The following is a 23,120-nucleotide window of genomic DNA, read 5'->3' on the forward strand; positions in this document are numbered from 1 at the left end:
TCGCGCCGTGCCGCGGACGGTCACGCCGGCCCCTGTCCCGCCGCGAAAGAACCGTGATGCGCCCGACGACCAATCCCGCCCGCCCGCTGTCCGGGCTGGCCGAGCTGCTGTCCGCCGAGACGGACGGGCCCGGCCTGGCCAGAACCGCAGTGACGGGCATCACCCATGACTCCCGGCAGGTGCTGCCGGGCGACCTGTACGCCGCGCTGCCCGGTGCCCGCGCGCACGGCGCCGACTTCGCCGCCCAGGCCGCGGCGGCCGGCGCCGTGGCGATCTGGACTGATCCGGGCGGCCGCGAGCGGGCCGCCGCCACCGGCCTGCCCGTGCTGGTCACCGACGACCCCCGGGCCCGGCTGGGCGAGGCCGCGTCCTGGGTGTACGGGGATCCGGCGCGCGACCTGACCCTGATCGGGGTGACCGGCACCAGCGGCAAGACCACCACCGTCTACCTGCTGGAGGCCGGGCTGCGCGCCGCCGGGGTGGACACCGCGGTGATCGGCACCGTGGAGATGCGCATCGGCGACACCAGGCTGCCCAGCGCGCTGACCACCCCCGAGGCCACCGACCTGCACGCGATCTTCGCCAGGATGCGGGAGGCGGGCGTGGGCGCCGGGGCCATGGAGGTCTCCAGCCACGCCCTGGACCAGGGCCGGGTCGGCGGCGCCTTCTACGAGGTGGCGATCTTCACCAATCTGTCCCAGGACCATCTGGACTACCACCCCACCATGCAGGACTACTTCGCCGCCAAGGCGAAGCTGTTCACCCCCGCCTACAGCCGGGTCGGCGTCGTCAACGTCGACGACGGCTACGGCCGCGAGCTGGTGCGGACCGCCCAGGTGCCGCTGACCACCTTCTCGGCCGCCGGCGACCCGTCGGCCGACTGGCGCGCCGAGGACGTCCGGCTGGGCGCCGACGGCAGCGTCTTCCGGGTGGTGGGCCCCGGCGGCATCGAGGCCGACGTCTCCATCCGGCTGGCCGGCCCGTTCAACGTCGCCAACGCGCTGGCCGCGATCGTGGCGCTGGTGGAGGCCGGGATCGGGCTGCCTACCGCGGTGCGCGGGGTCGGCTCGCTGACCGGCGTGCCGGGCCGCCTGGAGCCGGTGGAGGAGGGGCAGGACTTCGCCGCCCTGGTCGACTACTCGCACAAGCCCGGCGCCGTGGAGGCGGTGCTGACCTCCCTGCGCGAGGTCACCGCCGGACGGCTGATCGTGGTGCTCGGCTGCGGCGGCGACCGCGACCGCGGCAAACGGCCGCTGATGGGCGAGGCGGCGGCCCGGCTGGCGGATGTGGCGGTGTTCACCGACGACAATCCCAGGTCGGAGGACTCCCTGGCGATTATCGCCGCTATGGTCGAGGGCGTGCTCAAGGTGCCGCAGGCAGAGCGGGCGCACCTGGTGGTCGAGCCCGACCGCGCCGCGGCGATCGCGCTGGCGCTCGGCCGGGCCCGGCCCGGCGACGTGGTCGTCGTCGCGGGCAAGGGCCACGAGCAGGGACAGTACGTGGCCGGCCGGGTCCTGCCGTTCGACGACCGCGAGGTCGTCCGCGCCGAGCTGCGCCGGCTGATGGCCGCAACGGACGGAAGGGACGTGGCCCAGCGGTGATCCCACTCGCGCTGACGGAGATCGCGCAGATCACGGGAGGCGAGGTCGCGCCGGGCGCGGGCGGCGTGGTGGCCGCCGGCCCGGTCGTCATCGACTCGCGGGCCGTCACCCCCGGCGCGCTGTTCGTGGCGCTGCGCGGGGAGCGCGCCGACGGCCGCCACTTCGCCGCCGCGGCGGTGGCCGCCGGCGCCGCCGGGGTGCTGGCCGAACGCCCCCTGGACGACCCCGGGCTGCCTGCCGTGGTCGTGGACGACGCCGTGGCCGCGCTCGGCGGGCTGGCCCGCGGGGTGCTGGCGCGCCTGCCGCAGGTCACCGTCGTCGGGGTCACCGGCTCGGCCGGCAAGACCTCCACCAAGGACCTGATCGCGCAGGTGCTGGAGCGCCATGGCCCCACGGTCGCCGCCAAGGGGTCGTTCAACAACGAGATCGGCCACCCGCTGACGGTGCTGCGCGCCGACTCCGGCACCCGGCACCTGGTGCTGGAGATGGGCGCCCGGGGCGTCGGGCACATCGCCTACCTGTGCCGGATCGCGCCGCCGCGCATCGGCGCGGTGCTGAACGTCGGCAGCGCCCACATCGGCGAGTTCGGCGGCCGGGAGATGATCGCCAAGGCCAAGGGCGAGCTGGTGGAGGCGCTGCCGCCGGACGGCGCCGCCGTGCTCAACGCCGACGACCCGCTGGTGCGCGCGATGGCCGCCCGCACCGACGCCGAGGTCGTCACCTTCGGCCGGGCGGCCGACGCCGACGTGCGCGCCGTCGACGAGTCCCTGGACGACCGCGGCCGGGCCCGCTTCACGCTGGTCACCCCGCAGGGCGCCGTCCCGGTCGCGCTGCGGCTGCACGGCTCGCACGCGGTCGGCAACGCGCTGGCCGCCGCTGCGGTGGCGCTACGGGCCGGGATGGCGCCGGAGGCGATCGCCGCGGCGCTGTCGCAGGCCGGCCCGGTCAGCCGGTGGCGGATGGAGGTCGAGGAGCGGCCCGACGGGGTCACGATCGTCAACGACGCCTACAACGCCAACCCCGAGTCGATGCGCGCCGCTCTCGACGCGGTCGCGCACATGGCGCGGGCCGCCGGCGGGGAGGGCCGGGCGTTCGCCGCCCTGGGCGAGATGGCCGAACTCGGTGCCCGTTCTGTGGCGGAACACGAGAAGATCGGGCAGCATGTCGCGCGCAGCGGATTCGCCGGGCTGGTGGCCGTGGGCGCCGCGGCGGCCCCGCTGCTCGACGGGGCCAGGCAGGTGGGGTCATGGACGGGAGAGTGCGTACAGGTGGATGACGTCGGCGCGGCGGTGACCGCGCTCAGCGAGCGGCTGCGGCCGCGGGACGTCGTGCTGGTGAAGGGCTCTCGTGTCGCCGGGATGGAGCGGGTCGCCCAGGGGCTGCTGGCGGCCGCCGGCGGGCGCGGCGCCGATGGGGGTGCCGACCGGTGAAGAACATCATCCTGGCCGCGGCGGTCGCGCTGTTCATCGGCATGGTGGGGACCCCGGTGTGGATCCGCATCGTCCGCCGCCTGGGCTACGGCCAGATGATCCGGGAGGAGGGCCCGTCCGCGCACCACGGCAAGCGCGGCACCCCCACCATGGGCGGCGCGGTCTTCATCGTCGGCTCGCTGGCCGGCTACGCCGCCGCGCACATCTTCACGCAGACCCCCCCGACGGTGTCCGGCGCGCTGGTGCTGCTGCTGATGACCGGGCTGGGCCTGGTCGGCTTCGTCGACGACTACATCAAGGTGTTCAAGCAGCGCAGCCTGGGCCTGCGCAGCGGCGCCAAGATGATCGGCATCATCCTGGTCGGCGTGGTCTTCGCGATCGGCGCGCTGAACTTCCCCAACGGCTACGACGTCACCCCGGCCAGCGACCGGCTGTCGTTCCTGCGCGACTTCGGCCCCTCGATCGGCCCCTACCTGTTCGTGCTGTGGGCGCTGCTGCTGATCGCCGCGGTCTCCAACGGGGTCAACCTGACCGACGGGCTGGACGGCCTGGCCGCCGGGCCGGCCGCCATGGTGCTGGCCGCCTACGTGATCATCGGCAACTGGCAGCTGCGCAACAGCTGCTTCAACGACGGGCTGGCACCCAACTGCTACAGCGTGCGCGACCCGCTGGACCTGGCGGTGGTCGCCGCCGCGGTGCTCGGCGGCGTGTTCGGCTTCCTGTGGTGGAACGCCCCGCCCGCCAAGGTCTTCATGGGCGACACCGGCTCGCTGGCGCTGGGCGGCGTGCTGGTGGGCCTGGCCATCCTGACCCGCACCCAGTTCCTGCTGGCGATCCTGGCCGGCCTGATCGTGATGATCACCCTGTCGGTGATGATCCAGGTCAGTGTGTTCCGGGTGACGTTCAAACTGAAGGGCACCGGGAAACGGGTGTTCAAGATGGCCCCGCTGCAGCACCACTTCGAGCTGTCCGGCTGGGCCGAGACGACGATCGTCGTGCGGTTCTGGCTGATGTCGGCGTTGTTCGTGGCGGTCGGTGTCGGACTGTTCTACCTGGAATGGATGCCCAAGGGGTGAACTGGAAGGATTCGGCGGTCTGCGTCGCCGGGCTGGGCGTGTCGGGCCGGGCGGCGGCCCGGGTGCTGGCCGAGCGGGGCGCCCGGGTCACCGTGGTGGACGCCCGCGACGACGAGGCCGCCCGTGAGCAGGCCGCCGCACTGGCGGCGCACGGCGTGACGGTGCGGCTGGGCGACGGCGGCACGCTGCCGCCCGGCACCGAACTGGTCGTCGTCTCGCCGGGCTGGCGCCCGGACGCGCCGCTGCCGGCGGCCGCCGCCGCGGCCGGGATCGAGATCTACGGCGAGGTCGAGCTGGCCTGGCGGCTGCGTCCGGAGGGCGCGGCCCCGTGGCTGGCGCTGACCGGGACGAACGGCAAGACCACGGCGGTGCGGATGCTGGCGTGCGTCCTGCGGGCCGCCGGGCACCGGCCGCTGGCCGTCGGCAACGTCGGCACCCCCATCGTGGAGGCGGTGCTGGACCCCTCCTACGACGTGCTGGCGGTGGAGCTGTCCAGCTACCAGCTGCACTGGTCGTCCACCGTGGCCCCGCTGGCCGCCGCCGTGCTCAACGTGGCGCCCGACCACATCGACTGGCACGGCTCCCTGGAGGCCTACGCCGCCGACAAGGGCAGGATCTACGCGCCCGGCGCCATCGCCGTCGTCAACGCCGACGACCCCATCTGCGTCCGGCTGGCCGAGGGCGCGCGGCGCACCGTGGGCTTCACACTCGGCGTTCCCGCACCGGGGCAGCTCGGCGTCGTGGAGGACCTGCTGGTGGACCGGGCGTTCACCGCCGATCCCGTCCGCGAGGCGGCGGAGCTGGCCGGGCTGGGCGACGTACGGCCGTTCGCGCCGCACAACGTCGCCAACGCGCTGGCCGCTGCCGCGCTGGCCCGCGCCTACGGGGTGCTGCCCGAGGCCGTCCGGGAGGGCCTGCGCGCCTTCGTGCCCGACCCGCACCGCATCGCGCACGTGGCGACCGTGGCCGGGGTCGACTACGTCGACGACTCCAAGGCCACCAACCCGCACGCGGCGGCGGCGTCGCTGGCGGCCTGCGAGTCGGCGGTATGGATCGCCGGGGGCCTGCTCAAGGGGGCCGACGTCGAGGACCTGGTGCGCTCGTGCGCGCCGCGGCTGCGCGCGGCGGTGCTGATCGGGGCCGACCGCGCCCAGATCGCCGACGCGCTGGCGCGACACGCACCGGATGTCCCGGTCGTCGACGTCGCCGCCACCGACACTGGGGCGATGGACACCGTCGTGACCGAAGCCTCCCGCCTGGCCCGTCCGGGCGACACCGTGCTGCTGGCCCCGGCCGGGGCCTCCTTCGACATGTTCGCCAGTTACGGCGCCCGCGGCGACGCGTTCGCCGCCGCGGTGCGGCGCCTCGCCGAGTCGGCGGCCGGCTCGCCGGACGCGGCCCGGTAGGCGCCGATGACCTCCCTTCCCGCGGAGGGGAACGGTGCGGGCCGGCCGGGGCCGCGTGCGCAGTTCGCCGCTGTGGTCGGGCTGCTGGACCGCCCGCTGACCTCCTACTACCTGGTGCTGGGCTGCTCGATGCTGCTGCTGGCGCTCGGCCTGACGATGGTGCTGGCCTCCTCCAACGTCGAGCAGCTGGAGCAGACCGGATCGGCGTTCACGCTGTTCCAGAAGCAGGCCATGTGGATCGGGATCGGGCTGCCGGCCATGTGGCTGGCGGCCAGGCTGCCGCCGCGCACCTTCCGGGCGCTGGCCTACCCGCTGCTGCTGCTGTCGGTCATCGGCCTGGTGATCGTACTGGTCCCGGGGCTGGGCACCACCGCCTGGGGCGCCACCCGCTGGATCGATCTGGGAGCGTTCCAGATCCAGCCGTCGGAGCCGGCCAAGCTGGGCCTGGTGCTGTGGGGCGCGGACCTGATGGCCCGCCGCGAGCGGCTCGGCGAGCTCACCGACTGGCGGACGCTGCTCATCCCGCTGCTGCCCGGCGCCGGGGCGGTGGTGCTGCTGGTGATGCTGGGCGACGACCTGGGCACCACCCTGGTGCTGCTGACGATCTTCCTGACGCTGCTGTGGGTGGTGGGTGCCCCCAGCCGGCTGTTCGTCGGCATGACCGGGCTGATCGGGCTGCTGGTGGCCATCCTGATCGTGGTGGAGCCGTACCGCATGCAGCGGCTGACCGGCTTCCTGGACTCCTCCGGCGACCCGCTGGGCGTGCGCTACCAGGGCACCCAGGGGCTGCTGGCGATCGCCTCCGGCGGCTGGTTCGGCACCGGGCTGGGGGAGGGCCGCGCCCAGTGGGGGTTCCTGCCGCACGCCGAGACCGACTTCATCTTCGCGATCGTCGGAGAACAGCTGGGCCTGGTCGGTACCCTCGTCGTGCTGGGCCTGTTCGGCCTGCTGGCCTACGCCGGCCTGCGGATCGCCCGGCGGGTCAGGGACCCGTTTATGCGGCTGGCCGCGGCGGCGGTCACCGGATGGCTGTCGGTCCAGGCGATCGTCAACATCGGGGCGGTGATCGGCGTGCTGCCCATCACGGGCATCCCGCTGCCGCTGGTCTCCTACGGAGGATCGGCGTTGATCCCCACCCTGGTCGCGCTCGGCATGCTGCTGGCGTTCGCGCAACGCGAGCCGGGTGCGCGGCAGGCACTGGCCGCACGGGGTCCCGGGCCGGCCGTGCGCGCCCTAAGCTGGCTGGGTCTGACCCGGCGTTAGAGGCCGCGCATTCACCGTAGGGTTTTCACCATCACGTCAAGGAGGCGTACTCGAGCATGAGGGTTGTCCTGGCCGGCGGCGGGACCGCTGGACACATTGAGCCCGCCCTCGCCCTCGCCGACGCGCTGCGCCGCGAGGATCCGAGCGTCGGGATCACCTGCCTGGGCACCGAGCGGGGCCTGGAGACCCGCCTGGTCCCGCAGCGCGGCTACGACCTCGCCCTGATCCCGCCGGTGCCGCTGCCGCGCACGCTGACCCCCCGGCTGCTGACCGTCCCGGGCCGGCTGCGCGGGGCCATCAACGCGGCCGCCGCGGTGCTGGACCGGGTGCAGGCCGACGTGCTGGTCGGCTTCGGCGGCTATGTGGCCACCCCCGGCTACCTGGCCGCCCGCAAGCGCCGTGTGCCGATCATCGTGCACGAGGCCAACCCGCGGCCCGGCCTGGCCAACCGGCTGGGCGCCCGGTTCACCGAGGACGTCGCCGTCTCGCACGCCGACTCGCCGCTGCCGCACGCCAGGTTCGTCGGGATCCCGCTGCGCCGCGACATCGCCACCCTGGACCGGCTGGCGGTGGGCGACAAGGCCCGCTCCTACTTCGGGCTGCTGCCGGACCTGCCGACCCTGTTGATCTTCGGCGGCTCGCAGGGCGCCCGCTCGCTCAACCGGGCCGCGGTGGCCGCCGCCCCGGCGTTCCGCGCGGCGGGCATCCAGGTGCTGCACATCGTGGGCCCCAAGAACACCGAGGAGCCCGAGCCGGCCGCCGGCGGTCCGCAGTACGTGACGCTGCCGTACTGCGACCGGATGGACCTGGCGTACGCCGCCGCCGACATGGCGATGTGCCGGTCCGGCGCGATGACCTGCGCCGAGCTGGCTGCCGTCGGCCTGCCCGCGGCGTACGTGCCGCTGCCGCACGGCAACGGCGAGCAGCGGCTGAACGCCGAGCCGATCGTGGCGGCCGGCGGCGGCCTGCTGGTCGACGACGCCGAGCTGAGCCCCGAGTGGATCCACGCCAACCTGCTGCCCGTGCTGGGCGACCCGGCCCGGGTCGCCCAGATGTCGGAGGCGGCCGCCCGGATGGGCCGCCGCGACGCCGATGTGGCGCTGGCCCGGCTGGTCCACGAGGTCGTCGCCGGGACCCGGTCCCGATGAGCCGGGCCGCCGGGCCGGGCGGGGAGAACGGCGGTGAGGCGATCAAGCACGCCCACTTCATCGCCATCGGCGGTGCCGGCATGTCGGGGATCGCCCGGATCATGCTGCGGCGCGGCATCGCCGTCTCCGGCAGCGACGCCAGGGACTCGGAGATGCTGGCGCACCTGGCGTCCCTGGGCGCTGAGGTCTTCGTGGGGCACGCCGCCGAGCACCTCGGCGACGCCGACACCGTGGTGGTGTCCACCGCCATCCGGGAGGACAACCCCGAACTGCAGGCGGCGCGCGAGCGCGGCCTGCGGGTGCTGCACCGTTCCGAGGCGCTGGCGGCGCTGATGACGGGGCGCCGGGCGGTGGCGGTTGCCGGCACACACGGCAAGACCACCACGACCTCGATGCTCACCGTCGTGCTGCAGCACGCGGGCGCCGACCCCGCCTACTGCATCGGCGGGCAGCTGGTCACCACCGGGCTGGGCGCCGACGACGGCACCGGCGACGTCTTCGTGGCCGAGGCCGATGAGAGCGACGGCTCGTTCCTGCGCTACCGCCCGCACATCGCGGTGGTGACCAACGTCGAGGCCGACCACCTCGACAACTACGGGGCCTTCGAGCAGGTCAAGGAGAACTTCGCCCGCTTCGTGGAGCGGGTGGGGCCCGGCGGCGCGCTGGTGGCCTCGGCCGACGACCCGGTCGCCCGCGAGCTGGCCGACGGCGCCCGCGGGCGCGGGCTGACCGTGCTGACCTACGGTGAGGCGGCCGACGCCGACCTGCGCGTCACCGGGTTCAGCCCGCGCGGCCTGGGCTCGCGTTTCGAGATCGAGGGCCTGGGCGAGCTGACCCTGGGGGTGCCGGGGCGGCACTACGCCCACAACGCCACCGCCGCCGTGGCCGTGGCGCAGCTACTGGGCCACGACTTCGCGACCGTGCGGGAGGGACTGGCCTCCTTCACCGGGTCGATGCGCAGGCTGGAGCGCAAGGGCGAGGCCGGCGGGGTCCAGGTGTTCGACAGCTACGCCCACCACCCGACCGAGCTGACCGCCGACCTGCGGGCGACCCGCGACTACGTCGGGCAACTGGCCGCCGAGGGGCGGGCCGGCCGGATCGTGGCGGTGTTCCAGCCGCACCTCTACAGCCGCACCCGGTTCTTCGCAGCCGAGTTCGGCCAGGCCCTGGGGCTGGCCGACGTGGCGGTGGTGCTGGACGTGTACGGTGCCCGCGAGGACCCCGAGCCCGGGGTGAGCGGCCGGCTGATCGCCGACGCCGTCCCGGACGGCACCCGGGTCGAGTACGTCCCGGTCTGGGACGAGGTGCCCGCGGTGGTGGCGGGCCTGGCCCGCCCCGGCGACCTGGTCATCACGCTCGGCGCGGGGGACGTGACTGCGCTGGGCCCGCTGATCCTGGCCCGGCTGGGCTGAACGGCCCGGCCCGCCGGGGCCGAAGTCTCCCGGTCCGGCCGTGGAGGGGAGGTCGACATCGAGGTCACGGCACAGCCGCCGACGAGGCGGCGGACGGGTGCGGACACCCCGGCCCCGCGCGGCCCCAGGCGGTGGAAACCGGTCCTGGCGACACTGCTGGTGGTGGCCGTGCTGGCGGCGGTCGCCTGGGTGCTGCTGGGCTCCAAGCTGCTCGTGGTGCGGCACGTGGAGGTCTCCGGCACCCATCTGGCGCCCCGCGACCGGGTGGTCGCCGCGGCCCGGATCACGCTGGGCCTGCCGATGGTCAGGCTGGACACCGCCGCCGTCCGCGACCGGGTGCAGGGCGTTCGCGAGGTGGAGTCGGCCCGGGTCGAGCGGGTCTGGCCGGGTACGGTGCGCATCGAGGTGCGCGAGCGGGTGCCGCTGGTGGCCGTGGAGCGCTCCGGGCGCTTCCACCAGCTGGACCGGTTCGCCATGACCGTGGTCGACTCGGCGCGGCGGCCGGCATCGCTGCCGCTGCTGACGGTGGCCGCGCCCGGCCCGGACGACCCGGCCACCACCGCCGCGCTGCAGGTCGTCGGGGAACTGCCGGCAGAGCTGTCGCGGCGGCTGACCGCCGTCGATGCCCCCAGCCCCGAGTCGGTCACCCTGCGGCTGGGCGGCGCCCGGCCCGGCGGGGCCGACGGCGATCCGCTGACGGTGGTGTGGGGCGCCCCCGGGCGCGCCGCGGAGAAGGCCCGGTTGGTGGACGCGCTGCGGCGGTCGGCGGCGGGGCGGGCGGCCGGCACCATCGACGTCAGTTCGCCCGAGGTGGTGACCACCCGATGAGCTCCGGCGGCCCGGTAGGCAAAGGATCACACCGGCGATCCGGTGCCGCCGTGTGTGTCGGCGGGTATGGGCGCCGCGATATGGGGCAGTCTTGGAGGATCGCAGGCGCGCCGTCCCGGCGCGCCGCCGTGTCGTGGAGGGGAGGGGACCGGGATGGCCGACCGCACGGGTGATCCGAGGGGCAGTCGGGCGATATGCGCCGACCGGGGCAACCCCGGCCCACCGCGACACGCCGGTTCACTTCGCGGGGGGTTAGTTGACCCTGGCGGTGACCCGCCCCTACTGTCCGTATCAGCCTTCAGGTTGACATAAGTCTAACCCTCAACTTGAGGGTGAGGGTTGACGGGCGGCCCCGGGCACCCATCACGGATCACAAGACCAGGTCAGTAACATCGCGCGGGCCGGTGTGCGGCTTCACCCGAAGCCCCCCGGCCAGCCGGACAGAACGAGCGGAAAGGCCCCTCGTCGTGGCAGCACCGCAGAACTACCTCGCGGTCATCAAGGTCGTCGGCATCGGCGGCGGCGGCGTCAATGCCGTCAACCGGATGATCGAAGAGGGCCTCAAGGGCGTGGAGTTCATCGCGATCAACACCGACGCCCAGGCGCTGCTGATGAGCGATGCCGATGTCAAGCTCGACGTCGGCCGCGAACTCACCCGCGGGCTCGGCGCCGGGGCCAACCCCGACGTGGGCCGCAAGGCCGCCGAGGACCACCGCGAGGAGATCGAGGAGGTCCTCAAGGGCGCCGACATGGTGTTCGTGACCGCCGGCGAGGGCGGCGGCACGGGGACCGGCGGGGCGCCGGTGGTGGCCAACATCGCCCGGTCGCTGGGCGCGCTGACCATCGGCGTGGTCACCCGGCCCTTCAGCTTCGAGGGCAAGCGCCGGGCGATGCAGGCCGAGGCGGGCATCGAGACCCTGCGCGACGAGGTCGACACCCTCATCGTCATCCCCAACGACCGGCTGCTATCCATCTCCGACCGCCAGGTCAGCGTGCTGGATGCGTTCAAGGCCGCCGACCAGGTGCTGCTGTCCGGTGTGCAGGGCATCACCGACCTGATCACCACCCCGGGCCTGATCAACCTGGACTTCGCCGATGTCAAGTCGGTGATGAGCGGGGCCGGCTCGGCGCTGATGGGCATCGGCTCGGCGCGCGGCGACGACCGCAGCGTGGCCGCGGCCGAGATGGCGATCTCCAGTCCGCTGCTGGAGGCCAGCATCGACGGGGCGCACGGGGTGCTGCTGTCCATCTCCGGCGGCTCGGACCTGGGACTGTTCGAGATCAATGAGGCGGCCCAGCTGGTGTCCAACGCCGCCGCCCCCGACGCCAACATCATCTTCGGCGCGGTCATCGACGACGCGCTCGGCGACGAGGTCCGGGTCACCGTGATCGCCGCGGGGTTCGACGAGGGCCGCCCTACTAAGCCGGCGCCGGGGGCGGACACCCGCAGGCTTCCGGCGTCGGCGAACCGTTCTTCCACCGCCCCGGGTCCGGGCACGGCGCAGGGCAACCCCATCCCGACCAGGGTCGGCCGGACCGACCCGCCCGCCGCGCCGCCGTCGGGCCACCAGTCGGTCGCCCAGGCCGCCGCGGCCCCGCAGTCCGCGCCGGCGCAGCCCGCCCCGGCGCCCGCCCGCGAGGAGACCTCCGCCGCCCGGGAGCCGGGCGCCGGCTCCGGCGACGCGTCCGCCGCCGAGCCCTCGTCCGCCAAGGACGACGCGACACGCCCGGCCGCCTCCGACGCGGCGGCCGGCTCCGGCCAGGCCAAGGCGGAACGGGACCCCGGCGCCGCCGTGCCCCCGCGGCCCCGCACGCCGCCGGAGCAGCCCCCGGCCCGGATGCACGCCCCGGAGAGCGATGGTGGCACCGGCCCGCGCCGCCGTCCGGTCGTCTTCGACGAGCCTGACGACGACCTCGACGTCCCCGACTTCCTGAAGTAGTGGACGCCTCCCCCCGGGGCCGGACGTTCCCGCGGGTGCCATGAGCGCCCGCGAGGACGAGCTGGCGGCCAATCTGGCCGGGGTCCGCGCACGCGTCGCGGCGGCCTGCGCCGCGGCCGGCCGGGACCCCGCCGAGATTACGCTGATCGCGGTAACCAAGACCTTCCCCGCCTCCGACGTGCGGCTGCTGGCCGGACTCGGGATCACCGACGTGGGAGAGAACCGCGACCAGGAGGCCGCGCCCAAGGCGGCCGAGTGCGCCGACCTCTCACTGACCTGGCATTTCGTCGGGCAACTGCAGACCAACAAGGCCCGCGCGGTGGCCGCCTACGCCGACGTGGTGCATTCGGTGGACCGCTCCCGGCTGGTGACGGCGCTGTCGGCCGGCGCGCTGCGGGCCGGCCGGACGCTGCGCTGCCTGGTGCAGGTGTCCCTGGACGAGCGTCCCGGGGGCCGGGGTGGCGCGGCCCCCGGGCAGGTGCCGGAACTGGCCGACCTGATCGCCGCGTCCGAGGGCCTGGAGCTCGGCGGCGTGATGGCCGTGGCGCCGCTGGGCGCGGACCCGGCCCCGGCGTTCGCCCGGCTGGCGGAGGTCGCCGCCGCGGTGCGCGCCGCGCACCCGGCCGCCACGGCCGTCTCGGCCGGGATGAGCGAGGATCTGGAGCAGGCGGTCGCGTGTGGCGCGACACACCTGCGGATCGGTACGGCGTTGCTCGGCGGCCGGGACGCAATCGTCAGGTAATGTCCCCACAGTGGTCCCTGCCCGGGGCGGGGCCGCATTCAGCTACTGTCCGAGCAGCGGCCGTCCGCCAGGCGCGGCACCCACAGGACGACGGAGGGGCGTATGGCCAGCGCGATGCGCAAGATGGCGGTCTACCTCGGCCTGGTTGAGGACGACCGCTACGACGATAAGTACGACGACTACGACGAGTACGACGTCTACGACGACGAAACGGCCGATCACGGCCGGCGTCGCTCCGAGGAGTCCGGCGGCCAGCTTACCCGAGCCGAGGACGGCCCGGACCGGGATCGCGATCATCACGCCCCGTCACCGCCCGACCGACGCTCCGTGGCCCTTTACGAGTCCGGTTCGTCAGACCTTGCGCGCATCACTACCCTGCATCCCAGGACCTACAACGAGGCCAGGATCATCGGGGAGCACTTCCGTGAGGGCACCCCGGTGATCATGAACCTGACCGAGATGAGCGACAGTGACGCCAAACGTCTGGTCGACTTCGCGGCAGGTCTCATATTCGGCCTGCACGGGAGCATCGATCGTGTTACGAACAAGGTGTTCCTGCTGACACCCGCCAACGTCGAGGTGACGGCCGAGGACAAGGCCCGGATGGCAGAACGAGGATTCTTCAACCAAAGCTGACGGCCACATGAGAGAGCGCACGTGAACATCGTCGTCACCGTGTTGACCACGGTGCTATGGATCTTCCTCCTGTTCCTGATTGGGAGGCTGATCCTGGAGGTGCTGCAGTCGTTCGCCCGGTCATGGCAGCCCAGAGGGGTGCTCCTGGTGGTGGCGGAGATCACCTACACCATCACCGATCCGCCACTGAAACTGCTGAGACGTTTCATCCCGCCCGTTCGGCTGGGTAACGTGGCACTAGACCTCAGCTTCACGGTGCTCTTCCTTGTGGTCTACATCTTGATCATCTTCATAGGGGGGCTGGTCTAAATGATCATCTTCGTCCGGGAGCTCTGATCGGATACCGTCCTTTGGGACAGACTCCAAGCGCGCCAAGGAGACGACATGCCGCTCACACCCGCTGACGTGCGGAACAAGCAGTTCAGTACCACCCGGCTCAGGCCGGGCTACGACGAGGAGGAGGTGGACGCCTTCCTCGACGAGGTCGAGGCCGAGCTCGACCGCCTCATCCAGGAGAACGAGGAGCTGCGCGCCAAGCTGGCCGAGTGCCTGCGCGGCAAGGTGCCGGCGATGGCCGCTCCGATCGTCGAGCCCAAGCCGGACCTGCCCCCGGTGCCCGAGCCGCCGCGACCCGAGCCCAAGCCCGAGCCCGAGCCCGCCCTCGGCTCCCTGGGCATGCCCGCGCCCAGCGGTGAGGACAACATGGACACCGCCGCCCGGGTGCTGGCGCTGGCGCAGCAGACCGCCGACCAGGCGATCGCCGACGCCCGCCGGGAGGCCGACGAGACGCTGGGCCGCGCGCGCCGCGAGGCCGAGGAGATCGTCGGCAAGGCCCGTCGGCAGGCCGAGCAGATCGTCGGCGAGGCCCGCTCGCGCGCCGAGGCGCTCGACCGCGACGCCCAGGACCGGCACCGCCAGGTGATGGGCTCGCTGGTGCAGCAGCGCGAGGAGCTCGAGCGCGAGGTGGACCACCTGCGCGCGTTCGAGCGCGAGTACCGCAGCCGGCTGAAGGTCTATCTGGAGGGCCAGCTGCGGGAGCTGGAGATAGGCGCCACCGAGGCGGGACCCTTCGGCACGGGGGTTCCCGGCACGGGAGGACCGCAGACCGGGCCGCAGCAGGTCATCTCGCACCCGGACGCCCGCAACGGCCAGCCGCAACCGGCCCCGGCGCCCACCACGACCGGCCCCGCGCCGTTCCCGCCGCCGGCCGAGCCCGCCCAGCACGTGCAGCACGCCCAGCACTCCACCACGGGAGCCTTCCACACGGCCGACAATCCGCCCCACGACAGGCGTTGACGCCCGTCGCCTGAGCGATAGTGTCTTGGGATCATCGCCGCGCCGCGAATGGCAGCGAGGCCATTCGCGCGGCGCTGCGCGGACCGGCGGTAGACCCAGGCGCCTCGGGCTGCCTGTAGAGAGTGGGACCCAGTGATCATCCTGAGTGGCGTCCTGGTGGTCGTGGCCATCGGCCTGCTGGTGGCGGGCATCGTGGCCGGGGACGAGGCCGGAGCACAGGTGCTCGGCGTCGACGCGCTGATGATGATCTACATCTCGATCGCGGTCAGCATCGTGTCGGCGCTGTGCCTGATCGTCGGCGTCTTCCTGCGGCGCAGGGAGCTGCTGTTCGGTACGGGCGCCTCCCCGGCGCGCACTGCGAGGGCCAAGGGCCGCAAGGGCCGCAAGAAGGCCGGGCGCAAGCCGGGCCGGCAGACTCCGGCGCCCGCCACGGCACGGGCCGCCGACACCGCGCCGGTCGCGACCGGCGCCGCCCAGCCCGCACGGGTGCCCGACGAGGCGCTGGTGCACGTCATCCCCGGGCGCAAGCGCTACCACCTGGCCAGCTGCCGCCAGGTCGCCGGCCGCGGCACCGAGGAGCTCACCTACGTCGAGGCCCGGGAGGAAGGGTTCAGCCCCTGCACCGCCTGCATGCCCGACACCGTGCTCGCGGCACGCGCCGCGTCAGCGGCACAGTCCGCCGAGCACGACGCCAAGAGCGCCGAAGACGCCAAGGGCACCAAGGGTGCTAAGGGCTCCAAGACCACCAAGGGCTCCAGGACCGCCCAAGCCGCCGCCGACAGCGAGGCCGAGCGGCAGGACGGGACGGCCGAGCAGGAGCGCGGGCCCGGCAAGGACGCCGGGAGCGGCACCACCGCAGTGCTGACCAAGCCCGACGTTCCCACCGACTCCGCCACACGGCCCGGGCCGGGCGAATCCGCGCCCACCGCCCCCGCCCCGGCGGCACCGAGCACGGTGCCGTCCGCCTGGTCCCCTCCGGCGTCCTCGCAGGACGGGAGCCGCGACACCGCCGCCCGGTCCACCGCGAAGCCCACCGTGGCCGAGCAGGCGGCTTCGGAACCGGCCAGTGACATTGCCGGCGATGCACAGACCGCCCCGGCGCCCTCCGCGGGCTCCGACCCGCAGGTCCGCATCCTCAGCGGCACCAAGCGCTTCCACCGCTCCGACTGCGCGCTCATCGAGGACATCGGCGACGAGACCGAGGAACTCCAGGCGCTGCCCCTGTCGGAGGCGCGGGCCCGCGGCTGCACCCCCTGCCTGGTCTGCCAGCCCGACAAGGCGCACGCCCGCGACTGACGCGCCGCCCGCCGTGCAGCCGGGGACTACTTGCGCTTGACGTCCACCCCGCCGAAGAGCGCCACCCCGCTCAGCCGGATCACCGGGGCGTCGGCGTCGAAGGCGTCGTCTTCGGGCGTCGAGACGCCCCCGAAGACGGCCGAGATCGAGTTGATCACCCTGACACCCGGCGGCACCTTGAGCGTGACACCGCCGAACAGACAGGTCACGGTGAGGTGCACCTCGCGGCGGCTCAGCACCGCCTGCCGGAAGTCCAGATCCACCCCGCCGAAGGCGGCCAGCACGCTGGTGTCCGGCTCGACCAGCCACCGGCCCCGGCGGTCGGCGCCGCCGAAGACGGCCACGATGCTCGTTGACTCGCGGCGCGGTGCCGGCAGCGACGGCTCCTTGTCGAGCCGGACGCGGGGCTGCGGCTGCGGGTCCGGCAGGGGGCCGATCGGCTCCCCGGCGTCCGGCAGGTCCGCCACCAGCGGGGCCAGCTCAGCGTAGGTCCTGGCCTCGTAGACGGCGTCGATGCGTTCGGCGTGCTCGGCCGGTGTCAGCCGGCCCTCGGCCAGCGCCTCGCGCAGCCGGTCGGCGACCCGGTCGCGATCGGCGTCGGACGCCCGCATCGCGGCGGGACCGGCGGGCGGAGCGGAGTGCGGTGCGGGCGATTCGGGCGCGACGGCCGGGCGCTGTGCCGGCCGGGATGAAGTCTCGGGGGAGTCCACCCGACCATCATCGCAAACACGATGCATCTCGACAAAGCGCTCCAGCCGTCCGGTCCGGGACACGACGCGCCGTGCCGCCCCCGAAGGCGCGGCACGGCGCGTCCGTACGCCGCCCGGTCCAACCCGTCTCGCACCAGGTCCAGCCCGTCTCGCGCCCGGTCCAACCCGTGCTGCGTCCGGTTCAACCCGCGTTGCGCCCGGTCAACCTGTGCTGCGTCCGGTTCAGCCCGCCTTGCGCAGGTGGAACACCAGGCCGAGCTCCTCGTCCCGCTGGGCGGGCAGCGGCTCGGCCGGGTCGCCCTCCCGCATCGAGACGGCCAGCACCTCGGCGGCGATCTGCCCGCCGTGCGCGCGCAGGGTCTCGGCGAGGTCGGCGGCGGTGGCGCCCTCGGCCCGCCACCACAGCTCGATCCGATCGGTGACCTCCAGGCCGGTGGACTTGCGGGCGTCCTGGACCAGCCGGATCACCTCCCGCACCAGCCCGGCGCGGCGCAGCTCGGGGGTGATGGCCAGGTCCAGGGCGAGGGTCTCGCCGGCCGCGCTCTCCACCGCCCAGCCGCTGCGCGGACGCTCGGTGACGATCACGTCGTCGGGGCCCAGCACCACCTCGCCGACCTCGGCGACCGGCAGGGTGACCGTGCCGTCCGCCCGCAGCGCCGTGACCAGCCCGGCGGCATCGGCCCCGGTCACCGCCTTGGCGACCTTGGGCGCGTCCTTCTTGTAGCGCCCGCCCAAGGCCCGGAAGTTGGGCTTGACCTCGTACTCGACCAGGTCCCCGCCGATCGCCGACAGGTCCTCGAAGTGCTCGACGTTGAGCTCGTCGGCGATCTGGGCGCGCAGCTCGTCCGGCAGCGACGCCCAGCCGGGGGCGCCCACCAGGGCACGGCCGAGCGGCTGCCGGGTGCGGACCCCGCTGGAGGCGCGGGCGGCCCGGCCCAGCTCCACCAGCCGCCGCACCAGGGCCATGTGCGCGGTCAGCTCCTCGTCCAGCAGGTCCTCGCGGACCTGCGGCCAGTCGGCCAGGTGCACCGAGGCGGGGGCGTCGGCGGGCCGGATGACGTCCCACACGTAGTCGGTGATGAACGGCACCAGCGGCGCCATCAGCCGGGTCAGGGTCTCCAGGCACTCGTACAGGGTGGCGAACGCCGACGCGCCGTCCGGGGTCTGCGGCCCTTCCCAGAACCGCCGCCGTGACCGCCGCACGTACCAGTTGGACAGGTCGTCGACGAACTCGGCCAGGCGGCGCCCGGCGCGGGCGGTGTCGAACTGCTCCAGCGCCGCGTCCACCTCACGGACGGTACGGTGCAGCTCGGCCAGCGCCCAGCGGTCCAGCAGCGGCCGGTCGGCCGGGGCGGGCGCCTGGCCCATCCGCTCCGGCGTCCACGCGCCCCCCTCGCCCGAGGCGGCCGCGTTGGCGTACAGGACGAGGAAGGAGGCGGTGTTCCAGTAGGTGAGCAGGACCTTGCGGACGATCTCCTCCAGCGCGGCGTGGCCCACGCGGCGGGCGGCCCACGGCAGGCCGCTGGAGGCCATGAACCAGCGCAGCGCGTCGGCGCCGTGCCGGTCCATCAGCGGGATCGGCTCCAGCACGTTGCCCAGGTGCTTGCTCATCTTGCGGCCGTCCTCGGCCAGGATCAGGCCCAGGCACAGCACGTTCTCGTAGGAGGACCTGTCGAACACCAGCGTGCCGACCGCCATCAGCGAGTAGAACCAGCCGCGGGTCTGGTCCTGGGCCTCGCAGATGTACTGCGCCGGGTACGAGGACTCGAACACGTCCTGGTTCTTGTAGGGGGCGCCCCACTGCGCGAATGGCATCGAGCCGGAGTCGTACCAGGCGTCGATGACGTCGGGCACCCGCCGGGCCTCCTTGCCGCACTGTGGGCAGCCGAAGGTCACGTCGTCCACGTACGGGCGGTGCGGGTCCAGGGCGGACAGGTCGCGCCCGGCGTGCTCGCCCAGCTCCTTGAGCGAGCCCACGGCCGTCACGTGGTCGTCCTCGCACACCCACAGCGGCAGCGGGGTGCCCCAGTAGCGGCTGCGCGACAGCGACCAGTCGACGTTGTTGCGCAGCCACTCCCCGTACCGGCCCTCCTTGACCGTTTCGGGGAACCAGTTGGTGGCGGCGTTCTCCGCCAGCAGCCGGTCCTTGATCTGGGTGGTCTTGATGTACCAGGCGGGCAGCGCGTAGTAGAGCAGCGCCGTGTGGCAGCGCCAGCAGTGCGGGTAGCTGTGCTCGTAGTCCTCGCCGCGGAACAGCAGGCCCCGCTTTTGCAGGTCCTTCAGCAGCGGTTCGTTGGCGTCCTTGAAGAACGTCCCGCCGACCAGCGGCACCGTGGCCTCGAAGCGGCCGTCGGGTCGGATCGGGTTGACCACCGGCAGGTCGTGGGCGCGGCAGGCGGCGAAGTCGTCGGCGCCGAACGCGGGCGCCAGGTGGACCATGCCGGTGCCGTCCTCGGTGGTCACGAAGTCGGCGGCGATCACCCGGTGCGCGTCCGGGATCTCCACCAGGTCGAACGGCCGCCGGTAGGTCAGGCCGACCAGCTCGGTGCCGGGCAGCCGCTGGATCGTCTCCCAGCCCTCACCGAGGACCTTCTCCAGCAGCGGCTCGGCGACCACGACCGACTCGGCGCCGTTGGTGGCGACCAGGTACGTCACGTCAGGGTTGACGGCCACGGCGGTATTGGACACCAGCGTCCACGGGGTGGTCGTCCACACCAGCAGGGCGGCGCGGCCGGCCAGCGGGCCGGAGGTGAGCGGGAACCGGACGGTCACCGACGGGTCCACGACGGTCTCGTAGCCGCCGGGCTGGCCCAGCTCGTGGTCCGACAGCGGGGTGCCGCAGCGCGGGCAGTAAGGGCTGATGCGGTGGTCGCGCACCAGCAGGCCCTTGTCGAAGATGACCTTGAGCGACCACCAGACGGCCTCGACGTAGTCGGCGTCCATGGTGCGGTAGGCCTGGGACATGTCGACCCAGTAGCCCATCCGCTCGGTCATCGTCTCGAAGGCGTCCACGTGGCGCAGCACCGACTCGCGGCAGCGGGCGTTGAACTCGGCGACGCCGTACCGCTCGATGTCCTGCTTGCCGGACAGCCCGAGCTCCTTCTCCACCGCGACCTCGACCGGCAGGCCGTGGCAGTCCCAGCCGGCCTTGCGGGGGACGTGGAAGCCCTTCATGGTCTTGAAGCGGGGGAAGACGTCCTTGAAGACCCGGGCCTCCACGTGGTGGACGCCGGGCATTCCGTTGGCGGTGGGCGGGCCCTCGTAGAACACCCAGCGCGGGCCCTGCGCGGTGCGCTCCAGCGACCGCTCGAAGACCTTGTCGTCCTGCCAGCGGCGCAGCATCTCCCGCTCCAGGGCGGGCAGATCGACCTGCGCGGGCAGCGCCCTGAACTGACGGCTCACTGCGGGAACCTCCGGTACGGCACAAGAAAACCTCATGTGGACCGGAGGGACGAGGCTCGCCCTGCGGGCCCCGCGGTACCACCCTCCCTTGACCGCGCCCGAGGTGGGCACGGCCCTCTTCATTCGAGTCTCGGCTGCCGGTTCTACTGGACCCGAAGGTGGTTCTTCCGGCGGCTCCGGGGTGATCAGACCGCCGGGCACGCCTCCGGGCTCGCACCGTCCCCGGATCGCTCATGGCTGCGTACGGCGGCAGGTGTCCCCATCAAGGCCCTGCCTGTGAGACTGCCGTAAGCGACGATACTGCACTTGCGGGGTGAACTCTCCCCGATATCGGTGCCGGGGCGCATGCGGGAGGTGGCGGTTGGCCGTTCGGGTGGCGATCCGGGTCGGGCCCGGCGCGTCGCGGACCAGGGTCGGCGGGGTGTACGGCGACGCGCTGGTGGTGAAGGTGACGGCCCGGCCGGTGGAGGGGAAGGCGACTGAGGCGGCGCTGCGCGCGGTGGCCGACGCGCTGGGGGTGCGGCGCCGCGACGTGCAGTTGGTCAGCGGGGCCACCGGCCGCGACAAGGTGGTGGAGGTGACCGGGGACGAGGCCGCGATCAGGGAAAAGATCAACGGGTTGCGAGGTTCCTGAGGACCGGCTGGTGGGCACATATGCGGCCTGTCATCAGGTCGGTCGTTCGCCGCCCGGTAGAAGGAGACCTATAGTGCCCGCACTGCCCGTAGAGAAGCCCAGCGCGAGAGGGACCGGAATGGCCGGCACGAGGGGAGAGCCGGCCTCCTCCGGCGAGGTGGCCGAGCGCACGTCCCCGGCCAAGCGGCGCCGGTCCGCCGTCCGGTCGGCGGGTGCCAAGGACTCCGCGCGGGCGGGCGCCGACCACGCCACCGCCCAGGCCGCCGAACTGCCGGTCCGCGGTGACGAGGAGCGCTGGACGGAAACCGAGCTCGCCGAGGTGCGCACCCGCCTGGACGGGGAGATCAAGGCCCTGCGGGCGGAGATCCTCGCTGCCGAGACGCAGATCGCCGAGGGCGACACCAGCGACGGGGCCGGCGACGACCAGGCCGACACCGGGGCCAAGACCTATGCCCGCGAGCACGAGATGGCGCTCGCCCACAACTCCCGGGACCTGCTGGCGCAGAGTGAGCGGGCGATCGCCCGGATGGACGCTGGCACATACGGGATCTGTGAGTCGTGCGGCAAGCCCATCGGCAAGGCGCGCCTGCAGGCCTTTCCTCGTGCGACCCTATGTGTACCATGCAAAACACGCGAGGAGCGTCGCTGAACGACGCCCAAGACTCCCAGAGCGCAGCCGAGGGCCCCGGCGGGTTCCCTCGGCCGCGCCGTATCGGCGTGCTGATCGCGGTGGCGCTGACCGCGCTGACCCTGGACGCGATCACCAAGGTCCTCGTGGTGGCGCGGCTGGAAGGCCGTACACCCATCGAGCTGCTCGACGGGCTGCTGACCCTGCGGGTGACCCGCAACAGCGGCGCGGCCTTCTCCATCGGCACCGGGCTGACGATCGTGTTCACCACCATCGCCCTCGGGGTGGTGGTGGCGATCTTGCGTACCGCCCGTAACCTGCGCAGCCTGCCGTGGGCGATCAGCTTGGGGCTGCTGCTGGGCGGTGCCACCGGCAACCTGACCGACCGGCTGCTGCGCGCCCCCTCCCCGATGGAGGGCCATGTGGTGGACTGGATCGAGCTGCCGTACTTCCCGGTGTTCAACGTGGCCGACTCGGCGATCGTGTGCGGCGGCATCCTGGCGGTGCTACTGGCCGGCCGGGGCCTGCAACTGGACGGCACGCGGGTGGGCGACACGGACGCCGGCGACAGCGCCGATGACGCGGATGCCACCAAGGACGCCGCCGGGAACGCCGCCGAGGGCGGTGCCGGGGACGCCACCAGGGACGCCGCCGGGGACGCCGCCGGGAACGCCGTCGAGGGCGGTGCCGGGGACGCCGCCGCGGACCGCGGCGCCGACAAGGAGCGGCGGAAGGAGCCATGACGGACGTACGCAGCCTCCCGGTCCCGGACGGACTTGAGGGCGAACGGGTGGACGCGGCGCTGGCCAGGCTGTTCGGGCTGTCGCGCAGCCGGGCTGCCGACATCATCGCGGCCGGTGACGTGCTGCTGGACGGCCGGACGGTGGCCAAGTCCGACCGGGTGCACGGCGGCGGCTGGCTGGAGGTGACGCTGCCGCCCCCGCCCGCCCCGCCGCGGCCGGTGGCCGAGCCGGTGCCGGGCATGGCGATCCTGTACGAGGACGACGACATCGTGGTGGTGAGCAAGCCGACCGGGGTGGCCGCACATCCCACCACGGGCTGGACGGGGCCGACCGTGGTCGGCGGGCTGCTGGGCGCCGGGCACACCGTGGCCACCAGCGGCGCGGCCGAGCGGCAGGGCATCGTGCACCGGCTGGACGCCAACACCACCGGCGCCATGGTCGTCGCCAAGAGCGAGGTGGCCTACTCCCGGCTGAAGCGGGCCTTCAAGGAGCGCCGGGTCGACAAGCGCTACCACGCGCTGGTCCAGGGGCACCCCGATCCGTTCCGCGGCACCGTGGACGCGCCGATCGACCGGCATCCCTCCGGGGACGGCCGGTTCGCGGTGGTCGCCGGAGGGCGGCCCTCGGTCACCCACTACGACACCCTGGAGGCGTTCCGGGCGGCCAGCCTGCTGGAGATCGACCTGGAGACGGGCCGCACCCACCAGATCCGGGTGCACATGTCGGCGATCCGGCACCCGTGCGTGGGCGACCTGCTGTACGGGGCGGACCCGACGCTGTCGGCGCGGCTCGGGGTCACCCGCCAGTGGCTGCACGCGGTCCGGCTGGGTTTCGAGCATCCGACGGCGGGCGAGTGGATGGAGTTCGAGAGCCCCTATCCCGACGATCTCGCCCGCTCCCTGGAGCGGGTCGCCGAGGACTACTGAGCC

At 73.5% G+C, this 23,120-nt stretch carries 20 protein-coding genes; 18 read left to right on the forward strand and 2 right to left on the reverse strand.

Annotation, left to right across the window (positions count from 1 at the left end):
* Positions 1-56 precede the first annotated feature (56 nt).
* From C4U03_RS01260 to C4U03_RS01325, 14 genes are all read left to right on the forward strand, one after another.
* A complete protein-coding gene (locus C4U03_RS01260) occupies positions 57-1,601 on the forward strand; it encodes a UDP-N-acetylmuramoyl-L-alanyl-D-glutamate--2,6-diaminopimelate ligase (protein ID WP_103935726.1) in 1,545 nt (514 codons plus the stop codon).
* Positions 1,598-3,031: a UDP-N-acetylmuramoyl-tripeptide--D-alanyl-D-alanine ligase gene (locus tag C4U03_RS01265; RefSeq protein ID WP_103935727.1), complete on the forward strand. Its 1,434-nt coding sequence runs from the start codon at positions 1,598-1,600 to the stop codon at positions 3,029-3,031. The genes C4U03_RS01260 and C4U03_RS01265 overlap by 4 nt, the downstream gene beginning before the upstream one ends.
* Positions 3,028-4,107: a phospho-N-acetylmuramoyl-pentapeptide-transferase gene (mraY, locus tag C4U03_RS01270; RefSeq protein WP_103935728.1), complete on the forward strand. Its 1,080-nt coding sequence runs from the start codon at positions 3,028-3,030 to the stop codon at positions 4,105-4,107. Before C4U03_RS01265 ends, mraY begins: the two co-directional genes overlap by 4 nt.
* On the forward strand, positions 4,089-5,513 hold the full coding sequence (gene murD / locus C4U03_RS01275; protein WP_103935729.1) for a UDP-N-acetylmuramoyl-L-alanine--D-glutamate ligase: 1,425 nt from the start codon (positions 4,089-4,091) through the stop codon (positions 5,511-5,513). Before mraY ends, murD begins: the two co-directional genes overlap by 19 nt.
* A gap of 6 nt (positions 5,514-5,519) precedes the next feature.
* Complete coding sequence (gene ftsW, locus C4U03_RS01280) at positions 5,520-6,776, forward strand: putative lipid II flippase FtsW (protein ID WP_103935730.1); 1,257 nt, start codon at positions 5,520-5,522, stop codon at positions 6,774-6,776.
* Positions 6,777-6,832: 56 nt separating this feature from the next.
* A complete protein-coding gene (murG, locus tag C4U03_RS01285; protein ID WP_103935731.1) occupies positions 6,833-7,924 on the forward strand; it encodes an undecaprenyldiphospho-muramoylpentapeptide beta-N-acetylglucosaminyltransferase in 1,092 nt (363 codons plus the stop codon).
* On the forward strand, positions 7,921-9,336 hold the full coding sequence (murC, locus tag C4U03_RS01290) for a UDP-N-acetylmuramate--L-alanine ligase (RefSeq protein ID WP_103935732.1): 1,416 nt from the start codon (positions 7,921-7,923) through the stop codon (positions 9,334-9,336). Before murG ends, murC begins: the two co-directional genes overlap by 4 nt.
* A 162-nt stretch (positions 9,337-9,498) precedes the next feature.
* A complete protein-coding gene (locus C4U03_RS01295) occupies positions 9,499-10,164 on the forward strand; it encodes a cell division protein FtsQ/DivIB (RefSeq protein ID WP_235017558.1) in 666 nt (221 codons plus the stop codon).
* Between the two features lie 467 nt (positions 10,165-10,631).
* Positions 10,632-12,104 carry a cell division protein FtsZ gene (ftsZ, locus tag C4U03_RS01300; RefSeq protein WP_200826953.1) on the forward strand — a complete coding sequence of 491 codons (1,473 nt, stop codon included), beginning with the start codon at positions 10,632-10,634 and terminating at the stop codon, positions 12,102-12,104.
* Positions 12,105-12,144: 40 nt separating this feature from the next.
* Entirely contained in the window at positions 12,145-12,846 is a 702-nt protein-coding gene (locus tag C4U03_RS01305) for a YggS family pyridoxal phosphate-dependent enzyme (RefSeq protein WP_103935734.1), read from the forward strand.
* 102 nt (positions 12,847-12,948) lie between these two features.
* A complete protein-coding gene (locus C4U03_RS01310) occupies positions 12,949-13,482 on the forward strand; it encodes a cell division protein SepF (RefSeq protein ID WP_103935735.1) in 534 nt (177 codons plus the stop codon).
* 21 nt (positions 13,483-13,503) lie between these two features.
* Positions 13,504-13,791 carry a YggT family protein gene (locus tag C4U03_RS01315; protein WP_103935736.1) on the forward strand — a complete coding sequence of 96 codons (288 nt, stop codon included), beginning with the start codon at positions 13,504-13,506 and terminating at the stop codon, positions 13,789-13,791.
* Between the two features lie 75 nt (positions 13,792-13,866).
* Positions 13,867-14,778 carry a DivIVA domain-containing protein gene (locus C4U03_RS01320; RefSeq protein WP_103935737.1) on the forward strand — a complete coding sequence of 304 codons (912 nt, stop codon included), beginning with the start codon at positions 13,867-13,869 and terminating at the stop codon, positions 14,776-14,778.
* Between the two features lie 132 nt (positions 14,779-14,910).
* The gene (locus tag C4U03_RS01325) at positions 14,911-16,074 is read left to right on the forward strand and encodes a prolipoprotein diacylglyceryl transferase (RefSeq protein WP_103935738.1); all 1,164 of its coding nucleotides are present in this window, start codon (positions 14,911-14,913) and stop codon (positions 16,072-16,074) included.
* Positions 16,075-16,100: 26 nt separating this feature from the next.
* Here C4U03_RS01325 and C4U03_RS01330 read toward each other — a convergent pair whose 3' ends face one another.
* Together C4U03_RS01330 and ileS are read right to left on the reverse strand one after the other, a co-directional pair.
* Positions 16,101-16,784 (reverse strand): DUF1707 SHOCT-like domain-containing protein, encoded by a 684-nt coding sequence (locus C4U03_RS01330; protein ID WP_327372253.1) that lies wholly within the window; start codon positions 16,782-16,784, stop codon positions 16,101-16,103.
* A gap of 222 nt (positions 16,785-17,006) precedes the next feature.
* Positions 17,007-20,222 (reverse strand): isoleucine--tRNA ligase, encoded by a 3,216-nt coding sequence (gene ileS / locus C4U03_RS01335; RefSeq protein WP_103936258.1) that lies wholly within the window; start codon positions 20,220-20,222, stop codon positions 17,007-17,009.
* A gap of 325 nt (positions 20,223-20,547) precedes the next feature.
* Between ileS and C4U03_RS01340 the strand changes: the two genes are divergently transcribed.
* From C4U03_RS01340 to C4U03_RS01355, 4 genes are all read left to right on the forward strand, one after another.
* Entirely contained in the window at positions 20,548-20,820 is a 273-nt protein-coding gene (locus C4U03_RS01340; RefSeq protein WP_103935740.1) for a DUF167 domain-containing protein, read from the forward strand.
* Between the two features lie 268 nt (positions 20,821-21,088).
* A complete protein-coding gene (locus C4U03_RS01345; protein ID WP_235017625.1) occupies positions 21,089-21,469 on the forward strand; it encodes a TraR/DksA family transcriptional regulator in 381 nt (126 codons plus the stop codon).
* The gene (gene lspA / locus C4U03_RS01350; RefSeq protein ID WP_200826954.1) at positions 21,442-22,191 is read left to right on the forward strand and encodes a signal peptidase II; all 750 of its coding nucleotides are present in this window, start codon (positions 21,442-21,444) and stop codon (positions 22,189-22,191) included. The genes C4U03_RS01345 and lspA overlap by 28 nt, the downstream gene beginning before the upstream one ends.
* Positions 22,188-23,117, forward strand: coding sequence for an RluA family pseudouridine synthase (locus C4U03_RS01355; protein WP_103935743.1), 930 nt, complete (start codon positions 22,188-22,190; stop codon positions 23,115-23,117). The genes lspA and C4U03_RS01355 overlap by 4 nt, the downstream gene beginning before the upstream one ends.
* Positions 23,118-23,120: the final 3 nt, after the last annotated feature.

This window comes from Thermomonospora echinospora, assembly GCF_900108175.1.
Classification (GTDB): Bacteria; Actinomycetota; Actinomycetes; order Streptosporangiales; family Streptosporangiaceae; genus Thermomonospora; species Thermomonospora echinospora.

What these genes read in the sequence shown, in the direction of transcription:
- C4U03_RS01260 (WP_103935726.1), top strand. Translation starts at nt 57, where the DNA reads ATGCGCCCGACGACCAATCCCGCCCGCCCGCTGTCCGGGCTGGCCGAG.
- murD (WP_103935729.1), top strand. Translation starts at nt 4,089, where the DNA reads ATGGATGCCCAAGGGGTGAACTGGAAGGATTCGGCGGTCTGCGTCGCC.
- ftsW (WP_103935730.1), top strand. Translation starts at nt 5,520, where the DNA reads ATGACCTCCCTTCCCGCGGAGGGGAACGGTGCGGGCCGGCCGGGGCCG.
- murG (WP_103935731.1), top strand. Translation starts at nt 6,833, where the DNA reads ATGAGGGTTGTCCTGGCCGGCGGCGGGACCGCTGGACACATTGAGCCC.
- murC (WP_103935732.1), top strand. Translation starts at nt 7,921, where the DNA reads ATGAGCCGGGCCGCCGGGCCGGGCGGGGAGAACGGCGGTGAGGCGATC.
- C4U03_RS01305 (WP_103935734.1), top strand. Translation starts at nt 12,145, where the DNA reads ATGAGCGCCCGCGAGGACGAGCTGGCGGCCAATCTGGCCGGGGTCCGC.
- C4U03_RS01310 (WP_103935735.1), top strand. Translation starts at nt 12,949, where the DNA reads ATGGCCAGCGCGATGCGCAAGATGGCGGTCTACCTCGGCCTGGTTGAG.
- C4U03_RS01320 (WP_103935737.1), top strand. Translation starts at nt 13,867, where the DNA reads ATGCCGCTCACACCCGCTGACGTGCGGAACAAGCAGTTCAGTACCACC.
- ileS (WP_103936258.1), bottom strand. Translation starts at nt 20,222, where the DNA reads ATGAGGTTTTCTTGTGCCGTACCGGAGGTTCCCGCAGTGAGCCGTCAG.
- lspA (WP_200826954.1), top strand. Translation starts at nt 21,442, where the DNA reads ATGCAAAACACGCGAGGAGCGTCGCTGAACGACGCCCAAGACTCCCAG.
- C4U03_RS01355 (WP_103935743.1), top strand. Translation starts at nt 22,188, where the DNA reads ATGACGGACGTACGCAGCCTCCCGGTCCCGGACGGACTTGAGGGCGAA.